Raw genomic sequence first — 24,633 nt, forward strand, 5'->3', positions numbered from 1 at the left:
CCGGGGTGGAATCAGCAGAAGGCCTGCAGGCCGGTCTGGGCACGCCCCAGGATCAGCGCATGGACATCGTGGGTACCCTCGTAGGTATTGACCGCCTCCAGGTTCAGCATATGGCGGATGACGTGGTATTCGTCGCTGATGCCGTTGCCGCCGTGCATGTCCCGGGCCTGGCGCGCGATCTCCAGGGCCTTGCCGCAGTTGTTGCGCTTGATCAGCGAGATCGCCTCCGGCACCACTTGCCCGGCATCGATCATGCGCCCCACCCGCAGCGCCGCCTGCAGGCCCAGGGCGATCTCGGTCTGCATATCGGCGAGCTTCTTCTGGATCAGCTGGTTGGCGGCCAAGGGACGTCCAAACTGCCGGCGCTCCAGGGTGTAGTCCCGGGCCGCATGCCAGCAGGCCTCCGCGGCTCCCATGGCCCCCCAACTGATGCCGAAGCGGGCCCGGTTGAGGCAGGAGAAGGGCCCCTTGAGGCCGGTGACGCCGGGCAGGCGCCGGTCATCGGAGACCACTACGTCCTGCAGGGCGATCTGCCCGGTGACGGAGGCCCGCAGGCTGAACTTGCCCTCGATCTTGGGCGCCGAGAGCCCCGGCATGCCCTTGTCGAGGAGAAAGCCGCGGATCAGCCCCTCATCGTCCTTGGCCCAGACCACGAAGACGTCGGCGATGGGTGCATTGGTGATCCAGGTCTTGGTGCCGCTCAGCACCCAGTCGTCGCCCTGGCGCCTGGCACGGGTGCTCATGCCGCCGGGGTCGGAGCCGTGGTCGGGCTCGGTGAGCCCGAAGCAACCCACCCAGTCGCCGCTGGCCAGTCTGGGCAGGTAGGTCTGTCGTTGGGCCTCGCTGCCGAAGGCGTGGATGGGGTACATCACCAGGCTCGACTGCACGCTCATGGCACTGCGGTAGCTGGAGTCGACTCGCTCCACCTCCCGGGCGATCAGGCCATAGCTGACGTAGTTCATGCCGGCGCAGCCGTAGCCCTCGATGGTGGCGCCGAGCAGCCCCAGATCGCCCATCTCGCTGATGATCTCGCGGTGGAAGATCTCGTGGCGATTGGCCTCCAGCACCCGGGGCAGCAGCTGCTCCTGGCAGTAGTCATGGGCGGTCTGCTGGACCATCCGTTCCTCGCCATCCAGTTGATCGACGAGGCGGAAGGGGTCGTCCCAGGTCACGGGGATCGGCTGGCTCATGGTTATCTCCACAGAAGAGTAGAATATCGATATTCAACACCAATGTAGATCGCCTGCCCGGCGCTCACCAGCCCAGATGGCCCTCGCCTCTCAACGCTTGCGACGATCCCCCTGCCGCCAGATGCGACACAGCCGCCACCAGGCGATCAGGCCGATGGCCAGGTTGGCGACCAGCATCCCGGCGAAAATGCCGGCGGGGCCGGCCAACTGGCCACCTAGCCAGGCCAGGGGCACGAAGAGGCCGAAGAGGCGTACCAGGGAGAGGCTCATGGCGGCCCGGGGCCGGTGCATGGCATTCAACGCGGAGACACTGAGGATCACCACGCCCTGGGCGCCCAGTCCCAGGGGCACCAGCCACAGGAAGGTGCGCAGCACCTCCCCCACCGCCGGCTCGTCGGCATAGCCGCCGGTCAGCCAGGGCGCCACGAGCTGCAGCAGGGCCCAGATCCCCAGTTGCCAGGCCAGCACGAAGGCAAAGCAGCCGCGAATCGCCCGCCAGGCCCGGGCGGGTTGATCGGCCCCCAGGTTCTGACTGACCAGCGGCGAGAGGGTCATGGAGAGCGCCAGCACCACGATCTGGGCGATGGCATCGACCCGGGTGCCGACGCCGAAGGCGGCCACGGCGTGATGACCGTGGGCGGCGACGATGCGGGTCACCAGGGCCATGGCCAGGGGCGTGAAGAGGCTGGTAATGGCCGCCGGCACGGCGATCCGCCCCAGGGCCCGCCAGGAGCCCCAGACCTGATGGAGACGCAGGCCGCGCAGCGACAGGCAGCGGCGCAGGGGCGGATAGGCCAGCAGCCCCGCGGTCATGGCCCCCCAGCTCAGCAGGCTGGCCAGGGCCGCCCCGGCCACGCCCAGGGCAGGCAAGGGGCCGATGCCGAAGATCAGCAGGTAATCGAGCAGCGCATTGAGCCCCGCCGCCAGGGCCATGGCCACCCCCTGGGCGCGGGTATTGCCCTGGGCCCGCAGCACGCTGTTGATCACCCGGGGCACGATCAGCAGCGCCGCCCCCCAGTACCAGACCCCCATGTAGGCGTGGATGGACGGCATCAGGGCGGGATCGGCGCCGAGGGCAGCGAACAGCGCCTCGATACTGGGCAGGCCCAGCAGGGTCACCAGGCCCCCGACCAGGGCGGCCAGCAGGATGGCATCGGTGCCGCGCCGGGCCGCCAGGCCGCGTTCGCCGCGCCCCAGCAGGCGCCCCACCACCGCCGAGGTACCGATCCCCAGGCCGATGGCCAGGCTGACCACGGCGAAGACCACCGGGAAGGTAAAGGCCACCGCCGCCAAAGGCTCGGTGCCCAGGCGGGCGATAAACCAGGCGTCCACCAGATTGAAGGTGAGCATGGCCAGCATGCCGCCGATCACCGGCAGGGTCTGGCGAATCAGGGTGGGGGCCAGGGGTGCCTCGAGCAGGGCATTGGCGTTCGTCATGGGGCCTCGTGTCCGGGAGCTGGGGCCGCGAATTGTGCCCCCTCAGGCCCCGGAGAGGCAAAACGGGAAGCCGGGCCGAGCCCGGCTTCCCGCCTGACGAGGAAGGACGATCGACCTAGAGATCCCGTAGCGGATGGCTCTCCTCGGACCACAGGGGCGCCAGGAAGGCGTCGAGCTGCGCTTTCGGCACCTCGGCCACGCCGGCATGGGACCAGCGCGGGTTCTTGTCCTTGTCGATCAGCAGGGCGCGAACCCCCTCCCCCAGGTCACCCTCCACGCAGCAGCGCACCGACAGCGTGAGCTCCTCGCGAAGCGCCTGGGCCAGGCTACCGTGGCGATGACGCTGGATCATCGCCCAGGCCAGGTGGGCGCTGAGCGGGCAGCCCTCGGCCAGGCGTCGGCGGTTGGCGGCGAGCCAGGCATCGTCGCGCTCGTCCGCGAGAATCCGCGCCACCGCCTCGTTCAGGCCACCCCGGGCGGTCAGCGATTGCAGATGATCGAAATGGGGCCATAGCTGGGCCGCCGGGGCATGCTCGCGGGCCTCGAAGCGATCCAGCACCCCGTCCACCACGGCGGAGGCCTCGGCGCTCGCGAAATCCGCCTCGCCCAGGGCCGCCAGCAGCGCCTCCCGGGTCTCCCGGGGCACCAGACGATCCGCCAGCCCCAGATCGAGGGCATCCCGGGCATTGAGTTGGGCCCCGGTCAACCCCAGGTAGGCGCCGATGCCCGGTGCCATGCGTCCCAGGAACCAGCTGGCGCCGATATCCGGGTAGAGGCCGATGGTGATCTCCGGCATGGCGATACGGGTGGTCTCGGTGGCCAGGCGGTGGGAGGCACCGGCCATCAGCCCCAGGCCGCCGCCCATGACGATGCCGTCACCCCACACCACTACCGGCTTGGGATAGGTATGGATGCGGTGATCCAGGCGATACTCGGCGGCGAAGTAGTCGCCGGTGAAGGCGCTGGCGGCCTCCGCGCCCTCGCCGATGGCGCGATAGAGGGCGACGATATCGCCGCCGGCACAGAAGGCCTTGTCGCCGGCCCCCTCCAGCCAGACCGCCGCGACGGCGTCGTCCTCGGCCCAGGCCGAGAGGCGCTGGTCCAGGGCCTCGATCATCGCCCGGGAGAGGGCATTCAGGGCCCGCGGCGCGTTCAGCCGCGCCAGGCCCAGTCGACGCCCGCCGCGCAGCGGGACCTCCTCGAAAATCACCACCTCGTCACTCATCTTCCCTCCTCGCTGGATCGATTGGCCGTCACGGCACCATCGTATCGAAATTCTCGGTGACGATTCAGGCCAGGGATTCGACGACCCCGTCGGCCAGTAATCGTCGCGTCACGCCTGCTATTGGCGCATAAGCGGCCCGGCTCACACCAGGGATTCAACCACACCATCGGCCAGTATCCGCCGCGCCACGATCAGCCGCATGATCTCGTTGGTGCCCTCGAGGATCTGATGCACCCGGGTATCGCGCACCAGCCGCTCCAGGGGATACTCCTTGATATAGCCGTAGCCACCATGCAGTTGCAGCGCCTCGTTGCACACCGTGAAGCCCATGTCGGTGGCGTGGCGCTTGGCCATGGCGCAGTAGGCGCTGGCCTCGGGGTCGCCGTGATCGAGGCGCCAGGCCGCATGGCGCACCATCAGCCGCGCCGCGGTGAGTTCGGTGGCCATATCGGCGAGCTTGAACTGCAACGCCTGGAAGGCGCTCAGGGGGCGCCCGAACTGCTGACGGTCGCCCAGGTAGTCCCGGGCCAGGGTCAGCGCCTGCTGGGCGGCGCCCAGGGAGCAGCTGGCGATATTCAGGCGACCGCCGTCGAGGCCCTTCATGGCGAACTTGAAGCCCTCGCCCTCCTCGCCCAGGCGGTTGGCCGCCGGGACCCGCACCCCATCGAAGCTAATCAGCCGGGTGGGCTGGCTCTTCCAGCCCATCTTCTCCTCGTTCTTGCCGTACTCGATACCGGCGGCATCCGCCGGCACGGCGAAGGCGGAGACCCCACCGGCACCGCTGTCCGGCTCCCCGGTGCGGGCCATCACCACCAGCAGGTCGGTGGCGCCGGCCCCGGAGATAAACATCTTGGCGCCGGAGATCACATAATCGTCGCCATCGCGAACCGCCTTGGTACGCAGACTGGCGGCATCGGAGCCGCTACCCGGCTCGGTGAGACAATAGGAGGCCAGCGCCTCGCCGCTCACCAGCCGCGGCAGCCAGGCCTCCTGAAGGGACGCCCCGCCCCAGTTGGCGACCATCCAGGTGGCCATGTTGTGAATGGTCAGGTAGGCGGTGGTGGAGATGCAGCCGCTGGCCAACTGCTCGAAGATCAAGGAGGCCTCCAGGCGGGAGAGCCCCAGCCCCCCGGCCGCCTCCGGGGTATAGATGGCCAGGAAGCCCGCCTCGCCGGCGCGCTTGATCACCTCCACCGGGAAGTGGGAGCGCGCGTCCCAGTCCGCGGCATTGTCGACCAGCTCGGCGCGGGCGAAATCCGCCGCGGCCTGCTGCAGGGCCCGTTGATCCTCGGTCAGGGAAAAGTCCATGCCTCACTCCTTTCACGATAGGTTTCGCCGGGGCCAGGACTCCCGGCGACGACTGAAAACCAACCTAGCACTTGCTAGGTTGTTTGACATCCCCCTGGCTCTACGCCAAAAGTCGACAATTATGCACTTTACGTTAACGTAAACTTGGCGCTAGGCTTTGGAAAGCAAGGACGGGATGCGAGATCATAGGCGACCCACCGCCAACCGTCTGACTACAGGATGACAACGATGCCGAAACCCCGCCAGGAGGCGATGGCTTCCCCCCGCGCGACTGGGGCGCTGAAACCTCAGCGCCGCACCTACTCGATCGGTGAGTTGTCGCGGCTGTTCGAGGTGACGCCACGCACCATTCGCTTCTACGAGCAGGAGGGCCTGCTGGCGCCGGAGCGACGCGGCCAGACCCGCATCTACCACGAGAAGGACCGGGTGCGCCTGAAGCTGACCCTGAGGGGCAAGCGACTGGGCTTTACCCTGGCGGAGATTCGCGAGGTCATCGAGCTCTACGACGCCATGCCGGATGGCAATGCGCGTCAGCTGCAGCGCATGCTGGAGATCCTCAGTGCCAAGCGGGCCGATATGCAGGCGCGCCTGGAGGATATCCGCCTGATGCAGCAGGAGCTCGACGAAGTGGAGAGCCGTTGTCGCAGCGTCCTCGAGCAGTTGGATCGCCGCGACGTCACCTGAGTCAGCCCCGCTCCCGTCATGGACATCGGGCGGTGCCCTTCGCGCCGCCCCAGCGACAATAACAAGCACCCGCCATCTAAGGAGCCACCATGACGCCTCAGCCTGCCAGCTATGTCAGTGGAATCAGCGATACGCCCCTCAAGGGACAGACCATCGGCGACTGTTTCGATGCCACCGCGGCCCGCTTCCCGGAGCGGGAGGCCCTGCTCAGCCTGCACCAGGGCCTGCGCTATCGCTGGCGCGAACTCAAGGCCGCGGTGGACCAGACCGCCCGCGCCCTGCTGGCGCTGGGTGTCGCCAAGGGCGACCGGGTCGGCATCTGGTCCCCCAATTGCGCCGAATGGACCCTGACCCAGTTCGCCACCGCCAAGATCGGCGCCATCCTGGTCAATATCAATCCCAGCTACCGCAGCCATGAACTGGAGTACGCCCTCAAGCAGTCCGGTACCTCGACGCTGATCCTGCAGGGCGCCTTCAAGAACTCGGACTATGTGGCGACCCTGGCGGAGCTGATGCCGGAGCTTCGGGATGGCGACCCTGCCATGCTGCAGAGCAGCCGGCTTCCCGAGCTCAAGCGGGTGATCTGCCTGGACGGCGAACGCGCCCTGCCCGGCATGCTGAGCTGGCAGGACCTCCAGGCAAGGGCAGAGGCGGTGGGCGAGGAGCGCCTGGCCGAGGTGCAGGCGAGCCTGCAGTTCGACGAACCGATCAATATCCAGTACACCTCCGGCACCACGGGCGCGCCCAAGGGGGCCACCCTCTCCCACCACAATATCCTCAACAACGGCTTCTTCGTCGCCCGCACCATGAAGCTGAGCGAGGCCGACCGGATGGTGATCCCGGTGCCCCTCTACCACTGCTTCGGCATGGTGATGGGCAACCTGGGCTGCATGACCCATGGCGCCACCATGATCTATCCCGGCGATGGCTTCGACCCGGAGAGCACCCTGCGCGCGGTGGCCGAGGAGCGCGCCACCGCCCTCTACGGGGTGCCGACCATGTTTATCGCCGAGCTGGATCACCCCGGCTTCGCCGACTTCGACCTCTCCAGCCTGCGCACCGGGGTGATGGCCGGCTCGATCTGCCCCATCGAGGTGATGCGCAAGGTGATCGACAAGATGCATATGGAGGAGGTCACCATCTGCTACGGCATGACCGAGACCAGCCCGGTAAGCTTCCAGACCCGCACCGATGCGCCCCTGGAGAAGCGCGTCACCACCGTAGGCACCATCCACCCCCACCTGGAGGTCAAGCTGGTCGACCCGGAGACCGGCGCCGTGGTGCCGCAGGGGGCGACCGGCGAGCTATGCACCCGCGGCTACAGCGTGATGCTCGGCTACTGGAACAACCCGGAGGCCACCGCCAAGGCCATCGACAAGGCCGGCTGGATGCATACCGGCGACCTGGCGAGCATGGACGAGGACGGCTATGTGGCCATCGTCGGGCGCATCAAGGACATGATCATCCGCGGCGGCGAGAACATCTATCCCCGAGAGATCGAGGACTTCCTCTATACCCATCCGGCCATCTCCGATGTGCAGGTGATCGGCGTGCCCGACGAGAAGTATGGCGAGGAGGTGATGGCCTGGGTCAAGCTCAGCGACGGCGAGTGCCTCGACGAGGCGGGCCTCAAGGCCTTCTGCCAGGGCAAGATCGCTCACTACAAGATCCCGCGCTACGTGAAGTTCGTCGACGACTTCCCGATGACCGTCACCGGCAAGATCCAGAAGTTCAAGATGCGCGAGGAGGCCACCCACGAGCTGGGGCTTGCCTAACCGGGAAGCTGGAAGGCAGCCTAACGTCAATCGCCCCCATGGCAAGCCATGGGGGCGATCTTTCTTCCAGCTTCAAGCTTATGGCTTGTGGCTTGTGGCTTACAGCCCTTTCGGGGCGAAGATTCCCGGGGCATTGCGCCATTAGCCCTTGCCGACCTTATCAGCATGCCGAAACCGAACACCTGGCGGTTCTTGAGCTCAAGAATACAGAAGGTAACAAGCACACGCCCGGGGCTTACAGCCCTTTCGGGGCGAAGATTCCCGGGGCATTGCGCCAGTAGCCCTTGTAGTCCATGCCGAACCCGAACACATAACGATCCTCGACTTCGAGGCTACAGTAATCGGCCCTGAGCCCGGGCACCGCCTTGCGCTCGTGGGTCTTGTCCACCAGCACGGCGGTGGAGACGCTGGCCGCCCCCGCCTCGCGGCAGTAGTCGAGAATCGCCGCCAGGGTGGCGCCTTCGTCGAGGATATCATCGACGATCACCACATGGCGCCCGGCCATGGGGATCTCCGGGGAGACTCGCCAGAACAGTTCGCCGCCGCGAATGCCGCCCCGGTAGCGGGTGGCATGCAGGTAATCCACCTCCAGGGGGAAGCCCAGGCGGGGCAATAGATGACCGGTGGTGATCAGGCCACCGTTCATCACGCAATAGAAGACCGGCAGCTTGTCACCCAGGTCGGCGGTGATCTGCTCGGCCATGCGGTCCAGGGCCGCTTCCACCGCCGCCTGGGAGATCAGGCAGTCGGCATCGGCCATGATATCGCGCATGGTGGTCAGGGATTGATGGTGCTCGGGGGCCAGTCGCGTCATGGGCTCGCTCTCGAAAGGGGTCGGTGGGTGGCGGCTCGGCGCCACCGCTTATCAGGGGGAAGTGTCGGCCAGGGATTCCAGTTGGGCGTGCACCCGGCGCCAGCGCGAAAGCGCCGGCAGGGCCTCGAGACTGGGGCGGGCGCGACGGTAACGCAACTTGGCCTGGCGATTGCTGGCGCGTCCCTGGCAGGCGTCCAGCACCTCCAGGGCGGCGGCGCGATCATTGCAGATCAGCACCATGTCGCAACCGGCCTCCAGGGCCGCCAGGGCGCGCTCGCCGGGCGTCCCGGCCACGGCGGCACCGGCCATGCCCAGGTCGTCGGAGAAGATGGTGCCCTTGAAGCCCAGCTCCTCGCGCAGCAGGCCCAGCCAGCTGCGCGAGAAGCCGGCGGGACGCTCGTCGAAGGCGGAGTAGACCACATGCGCCGGCATCACCCCGTCCAGCTCGCCGGCCAGCTCGGCGAAGGGCAGCAGGTCATGGCGGCGCAGCGCCTCCAGGGGGCGCGAGTCCACCGGCAGCTCGTGATGGGAGTCGGCGGCCACGCCGCCATGGCCGGGGAAGTGCTTGCCGACCGCGACCATGCCCGCCTCATGGAGGCCATTGATAAAGGCGCGCCCCAGCAGGCTGACCACCCGGGGGTCGGCGGAGAAGCTGCGATCGCCGATCACCGTGGAGTCGCCGCCGTCCACGTCCAGCACCGGGGCGAAGGAGAGATCGAGGGCGCAGGCGGCCATCTCCATCCCCAGCAACCAGCCGGCGTCCTGACAACGCTGCACCACGGCCTGGGGATCGCTGTCGAAGCCCTCGGCGAGACGCGCCATGGCGGGCAGGCGGGTCACTCCCGCCCGCAGGCGCTGGACCCGCCCGCCCTCCTGATCGATGGCCAGCAGCAGGTCGGGGCGCAGGCGGCGTATCGCCGCGCAGAGGGCCTGTACCTGCCGGGCATCCTCGATATTTCGTGAGAACAGGATCACGCCACCGACTTCGGGGCGCTTGAGCATGTCACTTTCCTCAGGGCGAAGCCGGGGGCCTTCGAGGTCCAGCATCACCGAGCCGAGAGGTTGCGTCATGTTCATCTTCCTTGGCTGAAGAAGTGGGGCATTCTAGACCAATGTCTGAGGCGACAACAGGGTCACTCAATCGTGGAGCCACACCGGCGTGCCCGGGGGCGCCGCGGCGAACAGCGCCAGGAGGTCATCGTCACGCAGGCGGATACAGCCATGGGAGGCGGCTACCCCCATGGGCTGATCCGGCGGGGTGCCATGCAGATAAATATAGCGACGCTGACTATCCACGTCGCCACCGCGGTTGTATCCCGGCTCCAGGCCACACAGCCAGAGAATACGGGTCAGGATAGTGTCGCGATCCGGCACCGCCTGCTCGGGGTCGAAGATCTCGCCGGTGGGGCGACGCCCGCGAAATACCGTGCCCCGGGGACAATCGGCACCGATGGCGGCGCGGATATAGTGCCAGCCCAGGGGGGTCTGACCACTCCCCTCCCGTTGGCCATTACCGGCCACGCCGCTGGAGATGGCATGGGTCGAGACCGCCTCGCTACCACGCCAGAGGGTCAGGCGTTGGGCGTCGAGATCGATCTCGAGCCAGGCCCCCTGCTCGGGGGGCAGGGCATCGAGTCGTGGCGTAGGCATCTAGGCCACCGATTCGGCAGAGGCCGGCAGGGGCGCATGCATGGCGGAGACCACCACCGGGCGCATGCGGCGGATCAGGTCGCGCACGGTGACCTGCTCGCCATAGTCCTGCTCGGCGATATCGCGCAGGGCATCGAGGCCCGAGAGGGTGAAAATCACGCTGCCCAGCACGAAGTGCAGGCGCCAGAAGCGCTCGGCATCCGGCAGCTCCGGGGTGGCGCGACGCACCAGCTCGGTGAAGCGGGTGAAGACGCTGCCATAGTGCTCCTGGATATAGCGCCGCAGATGCCCCTGGGCCTGGCTGTAGGCGAGCCCCAGCAGGCGCATGAAGACCTTGAGGCTGTTGCGCTCGGCGGGCACCTCCAGCACGGTGCGGGCCATGCTCTCCAGCAGGGTCTCCAGGGGAATCTCGCGCCCCTGGTACTCCGCCTCCAGCTCATCCAGGACGGCGTGGAAGCGCTCGGTGAAGGGATCCAGGTAGCGGGCGAAGACCGCCTGGATCAGCGCCTTCTTGGAGCCGAAGTGATAGTTCACGGCGGCCAGGTTGACCTTGGCCTTGCTGGTGATATTGCGCAGGGAGGTCTCGGCGAAACCGCGCTCGGCGAACAGCACCTCGGCGGTATCGAGAATACGGGTGACGGTGTCGGTCTGGGCCATGGGCGGCGCTCCCCTGGCCGTCCGCTCCGGCGTTTCCCCGCGAGGGCCGGGGAGAGGGCGAGCACGCCCGCCCCGGATAAGACGGCTGTTTAAAACATTATGTCTTCGAGTAATGCCGGGATAGTGGCATAAAACGAGATAGTTTAAAACGCTGTTACACTCAGGATACGCGGCATCCGGGGAGAATGCTTACTGTATGTAAAACCATGCTGTATACTTGAACAAACCCTTGAATACGCCGTGGAGCCCGCCATGAGCCGCCCCCTCACCCCCCGCCAGCAGAATGTCTATGACTTTATCGTCAAGACCCTCAACGAGCAGGGCTACCCGCCGACCCGTGCCGAGATCGCCCGGGCCCTGGGCTTTCGCTCCCCCAATGCCGCCGAGGAGCACCTGCGCGCCCTGGAGCGCAAGGGAGTGATCCGCATGGTGGCGGGGACCTCCCGGGGCATTCGCCTGCCCGCCCAGGAGCAGGCCGAGCCCGAGGGCGAGACCCCATCCCAGGGGCTCCCCATCATCGGCGAGGTGGCCGCCGGCAGCCCCGTCCTGGCCACCGAGCATATCGATCGCTACTGCCCGCTGCCACCGGACTTCTTCACGCCCCGGGCCGACTACCTGCTGCGGGTCCGCGGCCTGTCGATGAAGGACGTAGGCATCCTCGAAGGCGACCTGCTGGCGGTGCATCGCACCGAGCGGGTCCGCGACGGCCAGATCGTGGTGGCACGCCTCGAGGACGAGGTAACGGTGAAGCGATTCCGCCGCCAGGGGCCGCGGGTCTGGCTGGAGGCGGAAAATCCCGACTTCGCGCCCATCGAGGTGGACCTGCGCAACGAGGCCCTGGAGATCGAGGGCATCGGCGTCGGGGTGATCCGCGGCGGCAACGGCCAGGCCCTCAACTAGGACGCCATGGCGAGCCGCAAGATTCTCCACGCCGACTGCGACTGCTTCTACGCGGCGGTGGAGATGCGCGATGACCCGACCCTGCGCGAGGTGCCCCTGGCGGTGGGCGGCAGCCAGGAGCGGCGCGGGGTCATCGCCACCTGCAATTATGCCGCCCGAGCCTTCGGGGTGCGCTCGGCGATGCCCACCGCCCGGGCCCTGCGACTGTGCCCCGACCTGGTACTGCGCGCGCCGGACTTCGAGCGCTACCGGGCGGTCTCCCGTGAGATCCTCGCGCTGTTCCACGAGCTCACGCCCCGGGTCGAGCCCCTCTCCCTGGACGAGGCCTACCTGGATATCAGCGCCGTGAGCCGCTTCCGGGGCAGCGCCACCTGGATGGGCCAGTGGCTCAAGGCCGAGTGCCTGGCCCGCACCGGCATCACCCTCTCGGTGGGCGCCGCCCCCAACAAGTTCCTGGCCAAGGTGGCCAGCGACTGGGACAAGCCGGATGGCCTCAGGGTGATCCCTCCCCAGGCCATGGAAGCCTTCGTGGCGGCCCTGCCGGTGTCCTGCCTGCCCGGGGTCGGACCGGCCACCGCCGCCAAGCTCGAGACCCTGGGCATTCGGCGTTGCGATGAGCTGCGCGGCCTGCCCCGGGAGGCGCTGATCGAACGGTTCGGCAAGTTCGGCCAGCGCCTCTTCGAGCTCTGCCGGGGCCGCGACGAGCGGGAGGTGCGCCCCCGGCGGGAGCGCAAGTCGGTGAGCGTGGAGACCACCTTTCCCCGCGACCTGCCGGACCTGGCCAGCTGCCAGGCCGCCCTGCCGGCGCTGGTGGATCGCCTGGAGGCACGCCTGGCCCGCCACGGCCATCCGCCGCCGAGCCAGGCCTTCGTCAAGGTGCGCTTCGACGACTTCAGCCTCACCACCCTGGAAGGCAGCGCCTCCTGGGACGCCCTGATGACCCAGGCCTGGGGACGCGGCGCCCGCCCGGTGCGCCTGCTGGGTGTAGGCGTGCGCCTGCGCCCGCCGGAGGCGCGCCGTCAATTACCGCTCTTCGACGAGGGCCCATGAGCCCCCGCCCCGCTCTCCTCTCCTGCAACTCAGGCCTGAAGGCGCGACGCCAACTGCCACTCTTCGAAGATGGTGCCTGAAACAACGCCACGCCGCTCCTCAGTGCACCCGCCCCTCCTGCGGCTCAGGCGGGCAGCAGTTCCCAGGCCCGCGCCTCGACTAGCATCACCCAGAGCCCCAGCAGGATAAAGAGCGCACTGGCCAGCCGATGCACCAGGCGCACCGGCAGCCGCTCGCTGAAGCGCGCGCCCAGCCACAGCACCGGCGCATTGGCCGCCAGCATCCCCAGGGTGGTCCCCAGGGTCACCGCCAGCACCGCCTCGAAGCGGGCCGCCAGCAACACGGTGGCGATCTGCGTCTTGTCGCCGATCTCGGCCAGGAAGAAGAGCACGAAGGAGGTAAAGAAGACGCCATGGCCCGGGGCGCCGGCATCCAGCCCATCGTCATCATCGGGGCGCAGCAGCCAGAGGCCCATGGCGACACAGGCCAGGCCCACCGCCAGGGTCATCCACTGGGCATCGATCCAGGCGGAGAGGGAGGCACCCAGCCAGGCCGAGGCGCCGTGATTGATCAGGGTCGCCAGGAGAATCGCCCAGAAGATGGGCCAGGGTCGAGAAAAGCGCGCCACCAGCAGCAGGGCCAGAAGCTGGGTCTTGTCGCCGATCTCGGCGAGACCCACCGCCAGGGTCGAGGTGATCAGGGCTTCCAAGGGATCTGGACTCCACGGCCGGCTCGCACAGACAGAACACGGGTCGCCGCCGGCCTCGGAAGCGCCCATGTCCTGAGTCTCGTCGAGCCACTGGCGTGGCCGCCGGCACCATGGTCGAGGGTGACCAAAGCTGTTGATACCGGCCTTTCTCCGGGGCCGCCCCAGGGGCGGCGGGAAAGTGACTACTCCCCCAAAACGCCTGCCACTATAGCCACTTGGGCGATAGCCGCCAAGGCCTATCTGCCCCGCCCTACTTGGTGTCGATATAGCGATGACGGTTGAAGGTGGCCACCCACTCCGGGTGATAGACCAGCATCAGGCTAAGCAGCATGCCGGTAATAAAGGCCTCGGAGGGCATCAGCAGCGGCAGGAAGCGGGCATATTCGGTGGCCAGGAACCAGGCCTGGGGATCGGTGGTGCCCAGGCCCACGATCGCCAGCACCCCGAGCCCCGACGCCAGGGTGGCGAGGGCGCTGCCAAAGAAACCGCAGAGGAACAGGAAGACCGCCAGGTTATCCGGCAGCCAGCGATCCACCAGGCGCCAGGCCAACACCATCACCAGGGCCGGCACCACTCCGCTGACCAGCACATTGACCCCCAGCAGGGGCCAGGCCACCTTGCCCACCGCCAGCATGGCGAGATTGACGGCCAGATTGACCAGCAGCGCCAGCGGCGCCTTGAACATCAGCGTCAGCAACGCCGTCATCATCAAGTGCAGGGAGAGCCAGTCCACCGCCTGGGCGCGCAGTTGCCAGAGCAGCATCACCGCCACGGCGGCGGCCATCAGACGATGCTGGGCGGCGGGTCGGGCGACCAGCGCCCGCCAGGGGCGCTGCGTCAGGGCCAGCCCCAGCACCGCCGCCGACAGCAGCCAGCCGGCCACCAGTATCCAGGGGACCAGGAGCGTCTCGGTGAAGGTCATGGTGTCGCCTCAGGCGAAGACCACGGTCTTGTTGCCGTGGATCAGCACCCGATCCTCCAGGTGCCAGCGCAGGCCCCGGGCCAGCACCGCCTTCTCCACGTCGCGACCGAAGCGCACCAGATCCTGGGGGGTATGGCAGTGGCTGACCCGATGGATGTCCTGCTCGATGATGGGGCCGGCATCCAGCTCTGAGGTCACATAGTGACAGGTGGCACCGATCAGCTTGACGCCCCGCTCATAGGCCTGATGGTAGGGCTTGGCCCCGGCGAAGGAGGGCAGGAAGCTGTGGTGGATATTGATCACCCGACCGGCATAACGCTCGCAGAGGCCCGGCGGCAGGATCTGCATATAGCGGGCCAACACCACCGAGTCCGCCTCGGCGGCCTCCACCAGGCGCTCCACCTCGGCGAAGGCGCCGGCCTTGTCGACGGGATCCACCGGCACATGGTGATAGGGAATGCCGTGCCACTCCACCAGGGCACGCAGGTCGTCATGGTTGGAGATCACGCAGGGGATATCGCACTCCAGCTCACCGGCGGTCCAGCGATAGAGCAGGTCCACCAGGCAGTGGGAGGCCCGGGAGACCATCAGCACCACCCGCCGCCGGCGGGCGGTATCGGTCAGCGCCCAGGTCATGGTGAACTCTTCGGCGATGGGGGCGAAGGCCTCGCGGAAGCCGTCGGCATCCAGCGGCATGGAGTCGGCCTGGATCTCGTAGCGCATAAAGAAGCGACCGGTCTCCAGGTCCGAGTGCTGGTTGGCCTCGGTGATGGAACCGCCTTGGCTGGCGATAAAACCGGAGACTCGGGAGACGATCCCCACCCGGTCCGGGCAGGAGACCACCAGGCGATAGTAGTGCGACATGGACAGCGTATCCGTCTTTAGAATCAAACCATAAGGGACGCAGAGTGTAACCAATTCCGCCCCGGCGGAACACGCTCGCCGAGCCCGCATTGTGGACCCCGCCGCCCTTCCCGTATGATGCACGATTCCGTCAGACGATCGCCTTGCCCATGTCACGCCCTCGAGTCCAGATCCGCCCCCGCAGCCAGCCACCCCTCTATTTTCTGCCCCTGGGAGGCTGTGGCGAGATCGGCATGAACCTCAACCTCTACGGGCATGACGACCACTGGATCGCCGTGGACTGCGGCATGATGATCCGCCAGGATCTCCCCGACGCCCCCCTCCAGGTGCCCAACCTGGCGGCCTTGACCACTCTGGGCATCCGCCCCAAGGCGCTCTACATCACCCACGGACACGAAGATCATATCGGCGCCGCCGCCTGGCTGTGGCCCAAGCTGGGCTGCCCCATCTATGCCACGCCCCTGGCCGCCGGCCTGCTGCGAGCCAAGTTCGTCGAACAGGGCCTGGCCTGCGAGGCGATTCGGGTGATCGAGCCGGGGGAAGCCTACGAGAGCGGCCCCTTCACCCTTCGTCTGCTGCCGCTGACCCACTCCATCCCCGAGAGCTGCGCCCTGCTGATCACCACCCCGCAGCAGCGCATCCTGCATACTGGCGACTGGAAACTCGACCCGGCCCCGGTGATCGGCGAGCCGGTGGACGAGGCCCTCTATCGCGCCCTGGCGCCGGTGGACCTGGTGGTGGGCGATTCCACCAATGCCCCCCTGCCCGGCCACTCGCGCAGCGAAGGCGAAGTGGCCGAGGCCCTGGAGCGACTGCTGCCCGACTGTCGGGGGCGAGTGGTGGTGAGCTGCTTCGCCAGCAACCTGGCCCGAGTGCTCTCCATCGCCCGGGCCGGGGCCCGCTGCGGTCGCCGCATCAGCCTGATGGGGCGCGCCATGGAGCGCATGGTGGGGGTGGCCCGGGGACTGGGCTACCTGGACGATCTGCCGCCCCTGGTGCCGACCCGCGACCTGGGCTACCTGCCCCCCGAGGAGGTGCTGGTGATCGCCACCGGCAGCCAGGGCGAGCCCCGGGCCGCCCTCTCCCGGCTCGCCATGGGGCGTCATCCGCACCTGGAACTGGGGGCCGGCGACAGCGTGATCTTCTCCGCCAAGGCCATCCCCGGCAACGAGCTGCTGATCGAGCGCCTGCAGGCGGGCCTCAAGCGGCTCGGCGTAGCGATCCTCGACGAGAGCGACCACCCCGAACTGCACGCCTCCGGTCACCCGGCCCAGGACGAGCTTACCGCCCTCTACGACTGGGTCAGGCCGCGGCGCCTGCTGCCGGTACATGGCGAGCATCGCCACCAGGAGGCCCACCGGCGGCTGGCCGAGGGCCTGGGCATCGAGGCACCGCTGATCCCCAGCAACGGCGACCTGATTCGCCTGGATGGCGAGGGCCTGCATCGCCAGGCCCGCCATCCCGAGCCTCCCTGCCTGGTTCCCCAACATGGCGGAGGCCCGCGCCCGTCGAAGGGCAGCGGCGGGGCATCGTCCCGCCACCCGGCGCTGTTCCTGGCCCTGCCGGTGCTGCCCCGCGAGGGCCAAGGCTGGGCACGCATCGGCCGCCTGCTGCTCGACGCCCCGGAGGAGCTCCCCCTGGACGAGCTGGCCTTCGGCGACTGGCTGGATGAGCATCTGGCCCGGGCCGGCGGCGAGACCCTGGTGGCCCTGCGCGGCGAGCTGGAGCCGGGGCTGCTGCGCTATTTCCAGGATCACCTGCGCCGCCCCGTCGCCCTGCACCTGCAGCTTTTCGCCGCCGACCCCCAGGGCGACTGAGCCAAAAACACCAAGGCGAGCCTGGGGCTCGCCTTGGTGTCTCATCGATCGCTATGCTCGCGTCGGGAATCAGGAGCCCGACTTCTTTTTCGGCGGACGGCCCCGGCGCTTGGGCTGTTCGGAGACCAGGTCGTCCAGGGAGAGCCCCGCCTCGTTGATCGCCTCGCGAATCTCGGCCAGCTTGCGCTCCTTCATCGCCTCTTCCTGCTCGCGACGCAATTCATCTTCCTGCTTCTGCTCGATAACTTCCCCGATCACCTCGGCCAACTTATGCAGCTGCTCCATGCTGAGCTGACGCGCCGCGGCCCGGGCGACATTCTTGTTGCGAGCGATTTTTTCGAGAGACTCGGCGGACATTGGCCTCCTCCATTTCAGGAAACTGGGTGGGATTGATAGCCTTACTAACTTGGCAGTATATGCGCCCATGACGGTTTAGCAAGCGATATGGCCGTGGAAAAACCGCCCATGACAGGAGCAATTCCCTCTGCTTGGCGCAAGAAAAAGGGAGGCCTTGGCCTCCCCCGTCTCCTCTTTCCCGAGCCCCGTCGACGCCCCTAACCGCCGGTCATGTTCATAAAGCGCACCACCTGAACGTCACCGTCGGTGGTGAAGTGATGGCGCTCCGGCTTGAGCGGCATGGCCGCCACGATGGCCGCCTTGAGTCGCTCCAGATCATTGGGATAGCGGCGCAGTACCGCCCGCAGATCCACGGAGTGTTCATTGCCCAGGCAGAGCAGTAAGCGCCCCTCCACCGTGACACGTACCCGGTTGCAGCTGGCACAGAAGTTGTGGCTATGGGGAGAGATAAAACCGATGCGGCTGGCGTGATCGGCCATGCGGAAATAGCGCGAGGGGCCCGGGGTGACCTCCGCGGTCGGCGTCAAGGGATAACGCGCCTCGATCAGCGCCTGCACCTCGTCGCTGGAGCAGTAGGTCTCGTCGCGACCATGATCGGAGACCTGCCCCAGGGGCATCTCCTCGATAAAGCTGATATCCAGAGACTCGCGACGGGCGAACTCCACCAGGTCGAGCACCTCGTCGTCGTTGCGCCCCTTGAGGATCACCGCATTGAGCTTGATTCCCCGAAAGCCGGCGTCCTGAGCGGCATGAATGCCGTCGATCACCTTGTGCAGGTCACCGGTGCGGGTCAGGCGGCGAAACTTGTCGGCATCCAGGGAGTCGAGGCTGATATTGAGCCGCCCCAGGCCGCCGCGACGCAGTGCCGGCGCCCATTTACGCAGCCCGGCCCCGTTGGTGGTCATGGCGAAATCCCTGAGGCCATCCAGGGCCCCGACCTCCTCCACCAGGGTATCGATGCCACGCCGCACCAGGGGCTCGCCACCGGTGAGACGAATCTTGGCCACGCCCAGCTCGACGAAGGCCCGGGCCACCTGGGCCAGCTCCTCCAGGGTCAATACCTGGGCCCGAGGCAGGAAGGTCATCTCCTCGCTCATGCAATAGACGCAGCGAAAGTCGCAGCGGTCGGTGACCGAGAGCCGCACATAGTCGACCCGCCGGCCGAAGTCATCGATCAGGGATGGGGTCATGGTGTTTCCTCCCAGCGCTGGGCATCCTGGTGGTCGCTGTGGCGCTCGGCCACCCAGTAATGACCGCTGGCGGTGTGTTCCTTCTTCCAGAAAGGCGCCCGGGTCTTGAGGTAGTCCATGATGAAATCACAGGCCTCGAAGGCGGCGCGGCGATGGGCACTGGCCACTACCACCAGGACGATGGGGTCGCCGGGCGTCAGGTGGCCCACCCGGTGGATCAGGCGCACCCCTTGCAGGGACCAGCGCGCCTCGGCCTCGGCGACGATCTCGCCCAGGGCGGCCTCGGTCATGCCGGGATAATGCTCGAGGGTCAGCCCCTCGACGTCCGGACGCTCATTGAAATCGCGCACCTGACCCACGAAACTGACCAGGGCACCGATATCGGTACGCCCCGCGCTCAAGGACGCCATTTCCGCCCCGGCATCGAAGGGCGCCTGCTGCACACGAATCATCGTCACCCCCCCGTCACCGGCGGAAAGAAGGCCACCTCATCGCCCTCGGTCAGGGGCGTCTCGTCGCCCCCCATCACCTGGTTGACGGCACACAGGATGCGCGCCTCCTTGAGCAGGGCGAAACCGGCGTCACGCGCCTCGAGGGCCGCCTTGAGCCCGGCCACATCGGCACTGGGCAGCGCATCGAGGGCGATTTCCACCTCGCTGACCTCGAGGCGCTCGCGCAGCTCCGCCAGGCACTTGACCCTCAGCAGGCTCCCCTGGGCCGCCTCTCCCAGGGCCACCACCCCGGGCTCGCCGCTGCCGGTGACGATGGGCGTGGGGGGCGTCACCCCGCGGCGGTAGTCGCCGGACTGGCCGCCGCTCTTCGACTCCAGCCGCAGCGCCTCGATCTGCATCGCCTTGTCCACCGCCTTGCACATGTCATAGAGGGTCAGGCAGGCCACCGAGACCGCGGTCAGGGCCTCCATCTCGACCCCGGTGCGGCCGTTGAGGCGACAGGTGGCGGTGACCTCCACGCAGGCGGCCGCCTCATTCAGGTGGAAATCGATCGCCACCTTGGAGAGCGGCAGCGCATGGCAGAGCGGAATCAGCTCATGGGTGCGCTTGGCGGCCTGGATGCCGGCGATACGCGCCGTGGCCAGGACGTCGCCCTTGGGCAGCCCGCCCTGTGCCAGCAGCGCCAGGGTCTCGGGGCGCATGGTGATACATCCGCTGGCCACCGCCTCGCGGCGGGTCTCGCCCTTGTCGGCCACGTCCACCATATGGGCTTCACCGCGGGCATTGAGATGGGTCAGGCTCATGGCTGTTTCCTGTCTAGCTGAAATCGTTGAGGAGTTGCAGGGTCACCGGCTCGCCCTCGGCCACCGCCTCGCGTTCGGCGTCCACCTCGATCAGGCAGTCGGCCCGCACCATGGAGGTGAGGATGCCCGAGCCCTGACGGCCGGTGGGGGTCACCCAGAGTCGCCCCTGACTGTCACTGTGGTAGCTGCCGCGCAGATAGTCGACCCGCCCGATACGGCTGGCCAGGGGCGCGGCGGCCAGGGCGGTGAGGCGCCGCGGCTGCCACCCGGGCTGCCCCATCAGCCGGCGCAGCACCGGCTGCACGAACTGCAGGAAGGTGACCATCACCGCCACCGGGTTCCCGGGCAGGCCGAAGAAGGGAGTACGCTCCGGCCCCAGCCAGCCGCAGGCCAGGGGCCGCCCCGGGCGCATGGCGATGCGCCAGAAGCCCAGCTCGCCGACCTCGCCGAGGGCCGCCTTGATCCAGTCGGCACGCCCCACCGAGACCCCGCCGCTGGTGATCACCATATCGGCCCGGGCAGCGGCATCGCTCAGGGCGGCGGCCATGGTCTCGCGATCATCCGGCAGGATGCCCAGATCGAGGAGCTCGCAGCCGAGCCCGTCGAGCAGGCCGCGCAGGGAGTAGCGGTTGGCATCATAGATGCCCGCCATGGGCAGCGGCGTCCCGGGCGCCGTGACCTCGTCGCCGCTGGAGAAGATCGCCACCCGCGGGCGGCGATGGACCCGCGCCTCGGCCACCCCCAGGGAGGCCAGCAGGCCCAGTTGGGCCGGTCCCAGGCGGGTGCCGGCGGCCAGGGCCAGGCTGCCGCGGGACACGTCCTCGCCGGCCTGGCGCACATGCTGGCCGCGACGCACCGTCTCGGGGCGGGTCACCCTCACCCGGTCGCCGGCGGGGAACGCCAACTGCTCCTGCATGATCACGGTATCGGCCCCCGCCGGCAGGGGCGCACCGGTGGTAATGGCCACCGCCTCTCCCGCCGCCAGGCCACGCTCGGCGTGGCTTCCCGCCAGCACCGTCCCGACCAGGGCCAGGGTGTCGTCGGCGGCGGGCCAGGCCAGGGCGATGCCGTCCATGGCGGCATTGGTATTCTGGGGCACGTCGATGGGCGAGCGGATGGCATCGGCCAGCACCCGCCCCGGCAGCTCGGCCAGGGGGCAGGACTCGCTCGCCAGGGGCGCCGCGACCAGGCCTTCGAGATGGCGCTGAGCCTCGTCGACCGCGAGCATGCGCTCGCCGAGATCGAAACAGGAGAGGCTCATGGCGACGCCTCCCCGTCCGGGCGCGCGACTTGGGGCCAGCGAGCCGGCCAGGCCGCCACCCAGTCGGCCAGCGCCCGGTGATCGTTGAGATCCAGCCCCTCGACAGCCGCCGGCAGGGCCAGGGGCACGGGGCTCGCCACCGCCCGGACCCAGGGATCCTGGGGGGCCAGCAGCGGCTTGCCGAGCTCGGGGCGATGCAACTCCAGCTTGGGTAAGGGCCAGGCCTTGAAACCCTCGACCAGCACCAGGTCGGGGCGACGCGGGCGCAGCAGATCGATCAGTTCGGGCAGTTCCGGCTCCTCCTGCCCCGGCGTCTCGTACATCAGGGCGACCCGGCGCCGCGAGGCCACCAGCATGGGTGCGGCACCGGCCTGGCGCAGGCGATGGCTGTCCTTGCCGGGGCGATCCACCTCGAACTCGTGATGGGCGTGCTTGATCACCGCCACCTGCAGGCCACGCTCGGCCAGCCGCGGCAGCAGTGCCTCCAGCAGCGTGGTCTTGCCGGTGCCGCTCCAGGCGGCGATGCCCAACAGCGGCAGGGGCTCGTCGGCGAAGCCAATTCGGTCAAGGCGACTCATGGGGCACCTCCCGGTCGCCGGCCGCGCGCCGCGCCTCCAGGCGTCGCCGCTCCTCCTCGGTATTGAGGTTGGCGAAGGCCTCGGGCCCTTCCTTGAAGGGCACCCGGACCCAGGGGTGACGCGCATACCAGCGGTCGATCTTGCGTTCGCCGGCGGCCAGCGCCTGGCCCAGGTCGTCGGCCAGGTCACGGCGGATCAACGCCACCACCGGGTGATCCCGCTGGCCATCGAAGGCGGTGGCGATGGCCGCCTCGCCACGCCCCGCCCAGAGCCGCTCGAGCAGGTCCAGCGGAAGCCCGGGACTGTCGCAGGGCACGACGAGCACCCAGGGCGTGGTCGCGGCACAGAGTCCGCTCCAGATGCCCATCAGCGGCCCCTGGTAGCCGGACTCGCGGTCGGCGACGACCCGGTCCGCCCAGTCCGCATAGGCCGCCGGGTGGCGATTGGCATTGATCAGCAACTCGGCCACCCGCCCCGCCAGGGGCGCGCGAGCATGGGCGACCAGCGGGCGACCGGCGAATTCCACCAGCCCCTTGTCGAGCCCGCCCATGCGCCGCCCCTGGCCGCCGGCCAGGATCAGGCCGGTGATCAGTTGGCGGGGGGGTATCTGCGAAAACTTGTCCATTTGGTCAACTTAGCATCCAAGGCATCATCTGGCTAGGCGCCCATCGGCCGGAGTCACTCAGGAGGACATCCCGCGGCCGACGGACTGCTGCCCTCAGCCTACCCCATGGCACCGTTGGACTCATCACCGCAGACGACTTTTCCCGTGAAATCCACGCACTGGCGCATGGCGCTTAAGTTCGGTCACGTAACCGGGTATGCTATGTAAAAGATCTTCAACATAAGGACCCCAATCCATGGGTGGATTCGACGTCGGCGAGCGTCTCAAGCAGTTGCGGCTGGCCCGCCAGCTCTCCCAGCGAGAACTGGCCAAGCGGGCCGGCGTGACCAACAGCACCATCTCCCTGATCGAGCAGAACAGCGTCAGCCCCTCGGTCAGCTCCCTGAAGAAGATTCTCGATGCGCTGCCGGTCTCCATCAGCGAATTCTTCGCCGGCGAGGAGCTCAGCCAGGAACAGGTCTTCTATCGGGCCGAGGAGCTCACCGACATCGGCGACGGCACCCTCTCCTGGAAGCTGGTGGGGGCGCGCCGCCCCAACCGCAGCATGTCGATCATCCATGAGCACTATCCCCCGGGGGCCGATACCGGCGAGGAGATGCTGGAGCACGAGGGGGAAGAAGGCGGGGTGATCATCTCCGGCACCATCGAGCTCACCGTGGGTGGCGAGGTCCAGCTGTTGACCGCCGGCGATGCCTACTACTTCGACTCCCGCCTGCCTCACCGCTTCCGCAACAAGAGCGACAACGAGTGCGTGATCGTCAGTGCGAACAATCCGCCCTCCTTCTCCGACGGCGGCACCGAGCAGCATCACGCCTGAGCCCGCCGCCCTCCTTCTCCGACGGCGGCACCGAGCAGCATCATGCCTGCGAGAACCCCGCGCACGTAAATCACCGAAACCGCCATAAGGCGAATGGCTTAGGGGCGCTGGGGGCAGGCCGGAGCGAAGCGTCTTTTTCAGGGACGAAAAAGTCGAGCGCCCAGGGAGGGGTTCACAGCGTCTTCGCGCAGTGCCTGCCCTCAGGCTAGTCCCGGGCCTCAATGATACGAGACGTCACCACTCCGAATGAGCCCGGGACAGGATACTTACGCCTCTTCGTTGGCCGGCGGCAGCACCCAGTTCAGGACGATGCCCACCAGGGCCGCCAGGCTCACCCCCTGAAGGGTAAACTGCCCGCCGCCCAGCTGCATGCCGCCGATGCCGAAGACCAGGATCAGCGAGATCACCACCAGATTGCGGGGCGCGGTCAGGGAGTGGCCGGCGCGCACCAGGGTATTCATGCCCACCACCGCGATGGAGCCGAACAGCAGGGTCATGATGCCCCCCATCACCGGCGCCGGAATGGTCTGCAACAGGGCCCCCAGCTTGGCCACGAAGGCCAGCACGATGGCCACCCCGGCGGCCACCATCATGATCCGCGGATCGAAGGCGCGGGTCAGGGTCACCGCCCCGGTGACCTCGGAGTAGGTGGTATTGGGCGGGCCGCCGAACAAGGCCGCCGTGGAAGTGGCCAGGCCATCCCCCAGCAGGGTGCGGTGCAGCCCCGGCTTCTCCAGGTAGTTGTGGCGAGTCACCGAACCGATGGCCACCATATCGCCGATATGCTCCACCGCCGGGGCGATGGCCACCGGAATCATGAACAGGATCGCCGCCCAGTGAAAGCTCGGCAGGGTAAAGGCCGGCATCGCCACCCAGGCCGCCTCCCGCACCGGCGTGAAGTCGATCACCCCCATGGCCAGCCCCAGCAGATAACCGCTGACGATGCCGCCCATGATCGGAATCAGGCGCAGCAGGCCGCGGCCGAACACCGCCAGCACCAGGGTGACCAGCAGGCTGATCATCGACAGGGTGATCGCCTGACCGTAGCCGATCTGCTCGCTGGTCTCGCCGCTGGCCATGCTCACCGCCACCGGCGCCAGGGCCAGGCCGATCACCATGATCACCGGCCCCACCACCACCGCCGGCAGCAGGCGATGCAGCCAGGCGGTACCCTTGAGGCGCACCGCCTGGGAAATGGCCACATAGACCAGGCCGGCGACCAGCAGGCCGCCCAGGGTTGCGGGAATGCCGAAATTGGCCACCGACCCCTGAATGGGGGCGATGAAAGCGAAGGACGAGGCCAGGAAGACCGGCACCGTGGCCCGGGTCACCGCATGGAAGACCAGGGTGCCGACCCCGGCGGTAAACAGCGCCACGCTGGGGTCGAGGCCGGTCAGCAGGGGCACCAGCACCAGGGCGCCGAAGGCCACGAAGAGCATCTGGGCGCCGGTCAGCAGGGTACGAGGCAGATCGAGGGATGACGGCCTGGCCGTCAGGGACTCCTTCATGCAGTTCTCTCCAGTGACGGGGGATACAAGAACGCCCTCG

The 24,633-nt window shown here is 68.0% G+C and carries 25 protein-coding genes; 6 read left to right on the plus strand and 19 right to left on the minus strand.

The genetic code is table 11. From position 1 onward, the window contains the following. Positions 1 to 11 precede the first annotated feature (11 nt). The 4 genes from NFU04_RS01725 to NFU04_RS01740 all read right to left on the minus strand — a co-directional run bounded on the left by NFU04_RS01725 (position 12) and on the right by NFU04_RS01740 (position 5,160). Positions 12 to 1,190, minus strand: a complete 1,179-nt coding sequence (locus NFU04_RS01725) for an acyl-CoA dehydrogenase (RefSeq protein ID WP_251307809.1) — start codon at positions 1,188 to 1,190, stop codon at positions 12 to 14. Between the two features lie 90 nt (positions 1,191 to 1,280). Further along, the gene (locus tag NFU04_RS01730; protein ID WP_251307810.1) at positions 1,281 to 2,627 is read right to left on the minus strand and encodes an MATE family efflux transporter; all 1,347 of its coding nucleotides are present in this window, start codon (positions 2,625 to 2,627) and stop codon (positions 1,281 to 1,283) included. A gap of 115 nt (positions 2,628 to 2,742) precedes the next feature. Beyond that, positions 2,743 to 3,852 carry an enoyl-CoA hydratase/isomerase family protein gene (locus NFU04_RS01735; RefSeq protein ID WP_251307811.1) on the minus strand — a complete coding sequence of 370 codons (1,110 nt, stop codon included), beginning with the start codon at positions 3,850 to 3,852 and terminating at the stop codon, positions 2,743 to 2,745. A 141-nt stretch (positions 3,853 to 3,993) separates the two neighbouring features. Continuing rightward, positions 3,994 to 5,160, minus strand: coding sequence for an acyl-CoA dehydrogenase family protein (locus NFU04_RS01740; RefSeq protein ID WP_251307812.1), 1,167 nt, complete (start codon positions 5,158 to 5,160; stop codon positions 3,994 to 3,996). Between the two features lie 252 nt (positions 5,161 to 5,412). Here NFU04_RS01740 and NFU04_RS01745 point away from each other — a divergent pair, with 252 nt between their 5' ends. Further along, positions 5,413 to 5,844 (plus strand): MerR family transcriptional regulator, encoded by a 432-nt coding sequence (locus tag NFU04_RS01745; RefSeq protein ID WP_251307813.1) that lies wholly within the window; start codon positions 5,413 to 5,415, stop codon positions 5,842 to 5,844. Between the two features lie 89 nt (positions 5,845 to 5,933). Next, positions 5,934 to 7,619, plus strand: a complete 1,686-nt coding sequence (locus NFU04_RS01750) for an AMP-binding protein (RefSeq protein ID WP_251307814.1) — start codon at positions 5,934 to 5,936, stop codon at positions 7,617 to 7,619. Positions 7,620 to 7,854: 235 nt separating this feature from the next. Here the strand turns inward: NFU04_RS01750 and NFU04_RS01755 are convergent, their stop codons facing one another. The 4 genes from NFU04_RS01755 to NFU04_RS01770 form a co-directional block, all read right to left on the minus strand. Further along, complete coding sequence (locus NFU04_RS01755; RefSeq protein ID WP_251307815.1) at positions 7,855 to 8,433, minus strand: hypoxanthine-guanine phosphoribosyltransferase; 579 nt, start codon at positions 8,431 to 8,433, stop codon at positions 7,855 to 7,857. A 51-nt stretch (positions 8,434 to 8,484) separates the two neighbouring features. Next, on the minus strand, positions 8,485 to 9,504 hold the full coding sequence (nagZ, locus tag NFU04_RS01760) for a beta-N-acetylhexosaminidase (RefSeq protein ID WP_251307816.1): 1,020 nt from the start codon (positions 9,502 to 9,504) through the stop codon (positions 8,485 to 8,487). A gap of 66 nt (positions 9,505 to 9,570) precedes the next feature. Continuing rightward, positions 9,571 to 10,083 (minus strand): L,D-transpeptidase, encoded by a 513-nt coding sequence (locus NFU04_RS01765; RefSeq protein WP_251307817.1) that lies wholly within the window; start codon positions 10,081 to 10,083, stop codon positions 9,571 to 9,573. Continuing rightward, on the minus strand, positions 10,084 to 10,740 hold the full coding sequence (locus tag NFU04_RS01770; RefSeq protein WP_146801416.1) for a TetR/AcrR family transcriptional regulator: 657 nt from the start codon (positions 10,738 to 10,740) through the stop codon (positions 10,084 to 10,086). It lies immediately after the preceding gene. 252 nt (positions 10,741 to 10,992) lie between these two features. On the opposite strand from NFU04_RS01770, the gene lexA reads away from it, so the two are divergent. Both lexA and dinB read left to right on the plus strand, forming a co-directional pair. Further along, complete coding sequence (gene lexA, locus NFU04_RS01775) at positions 10,993 to 11,640, plus strand: transcriptional repressor LexA (protein WP_251307818.1); 648 nt, start codon at positions 10,993 to 10,995, stop codon at positions 11,638 to 11,640. Positions 11,641 to 11,646: 6 nt separating this feature from the next. Continuing rightward, positions 11,647 to 12,690, plus strand: a complete 1,044-nt coding sequence (gene dinB, locus NFU04_RS01780) for a DNA polymerase IV (protein ID WP_251307819.1) — start codon at positions 11,647 to 11,649, stop codon at positions 12,688 to 12,690. Positions 12,691 to 12,814: 124 nt separating this feature from the next. On the opposite strand, the gene NFU04_RS01785 is transcribed toward dinB, so the two are convergent. From NFU04_RS01785 to purU, 3 genes are all read right to left on the minus strand, one after another. Continuing rightward, positions 12,815 to 13,399 carry a TMEM165/GDT1 family protein gene (locus NFU04_RS01785; RefSeq protein WP_251307820.1) on the minus strand — a complete coding sequence of 195 codons (585 nt, stop codon included), beginning with the start codon at positions 13,397 to 13,399 and terminating at the stop codon, positions 12,815 to 12,817. 250 nt (positions 13,400 to 13,649) lie between these two features. After that, on the minus strand, positions 13,650 to 14,321 hold the full coding sequence (locus tag NFU04_RS01790; RefSeq protein ID WP_251307821.1) for an energy-coupling factor ABC transporter permease: 672 nt from the start codon (positions 14,319 to 14,321) through the stop codon (positions 13,650 to 13,652). Between the two features lie 9 nt (positions 14,322 to 14,330). Then, entirely contained in the window at positions 14,331 to 15,185 is an 855-nt protein-coding gene (purU, locus tag NFU04_RS01795; RefSeq protein ID WP_251307822.1) for a formyltetrahydrofolate deformylase, read from the minus strand. 233 nt (positions 15,186 to 15,418) lie between these two features. Between purU and NFU04_RS01800 the strand changes: the two genes are divergently transcribed. Next, positions 15,419 to 17,002, plus strand: a complete 1,584-nt coding sequence (locus tag NFU04_RS01800) for a ribonuclease J (RefSeq protein ID WP_251307864.1) — start codon at positions 15,419 to 15,421, stop codon at positions 17,000 to 17,002. 69 nt (positions 17,003 to 17,071) lie between these two features. Here NFU04_RS01800 and NFU04_RS01805 read toward each other — a convergent pair whose 3' ends face one another. The 7 genes from NFU04_RS01805 to mobA all read right to left on the minus strand — a co-directional run bounded on the left by NFU04_RS01805 (position 17,072) and on the right by mobA (position 22,268). Further along, the gene (locus tag NFU04_RS01805) at positions 17,072 to 17,359 is read right to left on the minus strand and encodes an H-NS family histone-like protein (RefSeq protein WP_251307823.1); all 288 of its coding nucleotides are present in this window, start codon (positions 17,357 to 17,359) and stop codon (positions 17,072 to 17,074) included. 197 nt (positions 17,360 to 17,556) lie between these two features. Further along, the gene (gene moaA, locus NFU04_RS01810) at positions 17,557 to 18,549 is read right to left on the minus strand and encodes a GTP 3',8-cyclase MoaA (protein ID WP_251307824.1); all 993 of its coding nucleotides are present in this window, start codon (positions 18,547 to 18,549) and stop codon (positions 17,557 to 17,559) included. Beyond that, positions 18,546 to 19,001: a molybdopterin synthase catalytic subunit MoaE gene (gene moaE / locus NFU04_RS01815; RefSeq protein ID WP_251307865.1), complete on the minus strand. Its 456-nt coding sequence runs from the start codon at positions 18,999 to 19,001 to the stop codon at positions 18,546 to 18,548. Before moaE ends, moaA begins: the two co-directional genes overlap by 4 nt. Positions 19,002 to 19,003: 2 nt before the next feature. Continuing rightward, a complete protein-coding gene (moaC, locus tag NFU04_RS01820; protein WP_251307825.1) occupies positions 19,004 to 19,804 on the minus strand; it encodes a cyclic pyranopterin monophosphate synthase MoaC in 801 nt (266 codons plus the stop codon). Positions 19,805 to 19,817: 13 nt separating this feature from the next. Further along, positions 19,818 to 21,065: a molybdopterin molybdotransferase MoeA gene (moeA, locus tag NFU04_RS01825; RefSeq protein WP_251307826.1), complete on the minus strand. Its 1,248-nt coding sequence runs from the start codon at positions 21,063 to 21,065 to the stop codon at positions 19,818 to 19,820. Further along, positions 21,062 to 21,643 carry a molybdopterin-guanine dinucleotide biosynthesis protein B gene (gene mobB, locus NFU04_RS01830; RefSeq protein ID WP_251307827.1) on the minus strand — a complete coding sequence of 194 codons (582 nt, stop codon included), beginning with the start codon at positions 21,641 to 21,643 and terminating at the stop codon, positions 21,062 to 21,064. The genes moeA and mobB overlap by 4 nt, the downstream gene beginning before the upstream one ends. Then, a complete protein-coding gene (gene mobA, locus NFU04_RS01835) occupies positions 21,630 to 22,268 on the minus strand; it encodes a molybdenum cofactor guanylyltransferase MobA (RefSeq protein ID WP_251307828.1) in 639 nt (212 codons plus the stop codon). Before mobA ends, mobB begins: the two co-directional genes overlap by 14 nt. Before the next feature lie 235 nt (positions 22,269 to 22,503). Between mobA and NFU04_RS01840 the strand changes: the two genes are divergently transcribed. Next, positions 22,504 to 23,085: a cupin domain-containing protein gene (locus NFU04_RS01840; protein WP_251307829.1), complete on the plus strand. Its 582-nt coding sequence runs from the start codon at positions 22,504 to 22,506 to the stop codon at positions 23,083 to 23,085. A 266-nt stretch (positions 23,086 to 23,351) separates the two neighbouring features. On the opposite strand, the gene NFU04_RS01845 is transcribed toward NFU04_RS01840, so the two are convergent. After that, positions 23,352 to 24,593, minus strand: coding sequence for a uracil-xanthine permease family protein (locus tag NFU04_RS01845; protein ID WP_251307830.1), 1,242 nt, complete (start codon positions 24,591 to 24,593; stop codon positions 23,352 to 23,354). Positions 24,594 to 24,633 lie beyond the last annotated feature (40 nt).

It is taken from the genome of Halomonas sp. NCCP-2165 (assembly GCF_023708045.1).
GTDB classification, from domain to species: Bacteria; Pseudomonadota; Gammaproteobacteria; order Pseudomonadales; family Halomonadaceae; genus Bisbaumannia; species Bisbaumannia pacifica.

Excerpts from the sequence above, each read along its gene's own strand:
- NFU04_RS01740 (WP_251307812.1), bottom strand. The coding sequence starts at position 5,160 with ATGGACTTTTCCCTGACCGAGGATCAACGGGCCCTGCAGCAGGCCGCG.
- lexA (WP_251307818.1), top strand. The coding sequence starts at position 10,993 with ATGAGCCGCCCCCTCACCCCCCGCCAGCAGAATGTCTATGACTTTATC.
- NFU04_RS01765 (WP_251307817.1), bottom strand. The coding sequence starts at position 10,083 with ATGCCTACGCCACGACTCGATGCCCTGCCCCCCGAGCAGGGGGCCTGG.
- NFU04_RS01790 (WP_251307821.1), bottom strand. The coding sequence starts at position 14,321 with ATGACCTTCACCGAGACGCTCCTGGTCCCCTGGATACTGGTGGCCGGC.
- moeA (WP_251307826.1), bottom strand. The coding sequence starts at position 21,065 with ATGAGCCTCTCCTGTTTCGATCTCGGCGAGCGCATGCTCGCGGTCGAC.
- mobB (WP_251307827.1), bottom strand. The coding sequence starts at position 21,643 with ATGAGTCGCCTTGACCGAATTGGCTTCGCCGACGAGCCCCTGCCGCTG.
- dinB (WP_251307819.1), top strand. The coding sequence starts at position 11,647 with ATGGCGAGCCGCAAGATTCTCCACGCCGACTGCGACTGCTTCTACGCG.
- mobA (WP_251307828.1), bottom strand. The coding sequence starts at position 22,268 with ATGGACAAGTTTTCGCAGATACCCCCCCGCCAACTGATCACCGGCCTG.
- NFU04_RS01745 (WP_251307813.1), top strand. The coding sequence starts at position 5,413 with ATGGCTTCCCCCCGCGCGACTGGGGCGCTGAAACCTCAGCGCCGCACC.
- NFU04_RS01755 (WP_251307815.1), bottom strand. The coding sequence starts at position 8,433 with ATGACGCGACTGGCCCCCGAGCACCATCAATCCCTGACCACCATGCGC.
- purU (WP_251307822.1), bottom strand. The coding sequence starts at position 15,185 with ATGTCGCACTACTATCGCCTGGTGGTCTCCTGCCCGGACCGGGTGGGG.
- nagZ (WP_251307816.1), bottom strand. The coding sequence starts at position 9,504 with ATGACGCAACCTCTCGGCTCGGTGATGCTGGACCTCGAAGGCCCCCGG.
- NFU04_RS01730 (WP_251307810.1), bottom strand. The coding sequence starts at position 2,627 with ATGACGAACGCCAATGCCCTGCTCGAGGCACCCCTGGCCCCCACCCTG.
- NFU04_RS01800 (WP_251307864.1), top strand. The coding sequence starts at position 15,419 with ATGAACCTCAACCTCTACGGGCATGACGACCACTGGATCGCCGTGGAC.
- moaE (WP_251307865.1), bottom strand. The coding sequence starts at position 19,001 with ATGATTCGTGTGCAGCAGGCGCCCTTCGATGCCGGGGCGGAAATGGCG.
- NFU04_RS01805 (WP_251307823.1), bottom strand. The coding sequence starts at position 17,359 with ATGTCCGCCGAGTCTCTCGAAAAAATCGCTCGCAACAAGAATGTCGCC.
- NFU04_RS01725 (WP_251307809.1), bottom strand. The coding sequence starts at position 1,190 with ATGAGCCAGCCGATCCCCGTGACCTGGGACGACCCCTTCCGCCTCGTC.
- moaC (WP_251307825.1), bottom strand. The coding sequence starts at position 19,804 with ATGAGCCTGACCCATCTCAATGCCCGCGGTGAAGCCCATATGGTGGAC.
- NFU04_RS01735 (WP_251307811.1), bottom strand. The coding sequence starts at position 3,852 with ATGAGTGACGAGGTGGTGATTTTCGAGGAGGTCCCGCTGCGCGGCGGG.
- moaA (WP_251307824.1), bottom strand. The coding sequence starts at position 18,549 with ATGACCCCATCCCTGATCGATGACTTCGGCCGGCGGGTCGACTATGTG.
- NFU04_RS01750 (WP_251307814.1), top strand. The coding sequence starts at position 5,934 with ATGACGCCTCAGCCTGCCAGCTATGTCAGTGGAATCAGCGATACGCCC.
- NFU04_RS01770 (WP_146801416.1), bottom strand. The coding sequence starts at position 10,740 with ATGGCCCAGACCGACACCGTCACCCGTATTCTCGATACCGCCGAGGTG.
- NFU04_RS01840 (WP_251307829.1), top strand. The coding sequence starts at position 22,504 with ATGGGTGGATTCGACGTCGGCGAGCGTCTCAAGCAGTTGCGGCTGGCC.
- NFU04_RS01845 (WP_251307830.1), bottom strand. The coding sequence starts at position 24,593 with ATGAAGGAGTCCCTGACGGCCAGGCCGTCATCCCTCGATCTGCCTCGT.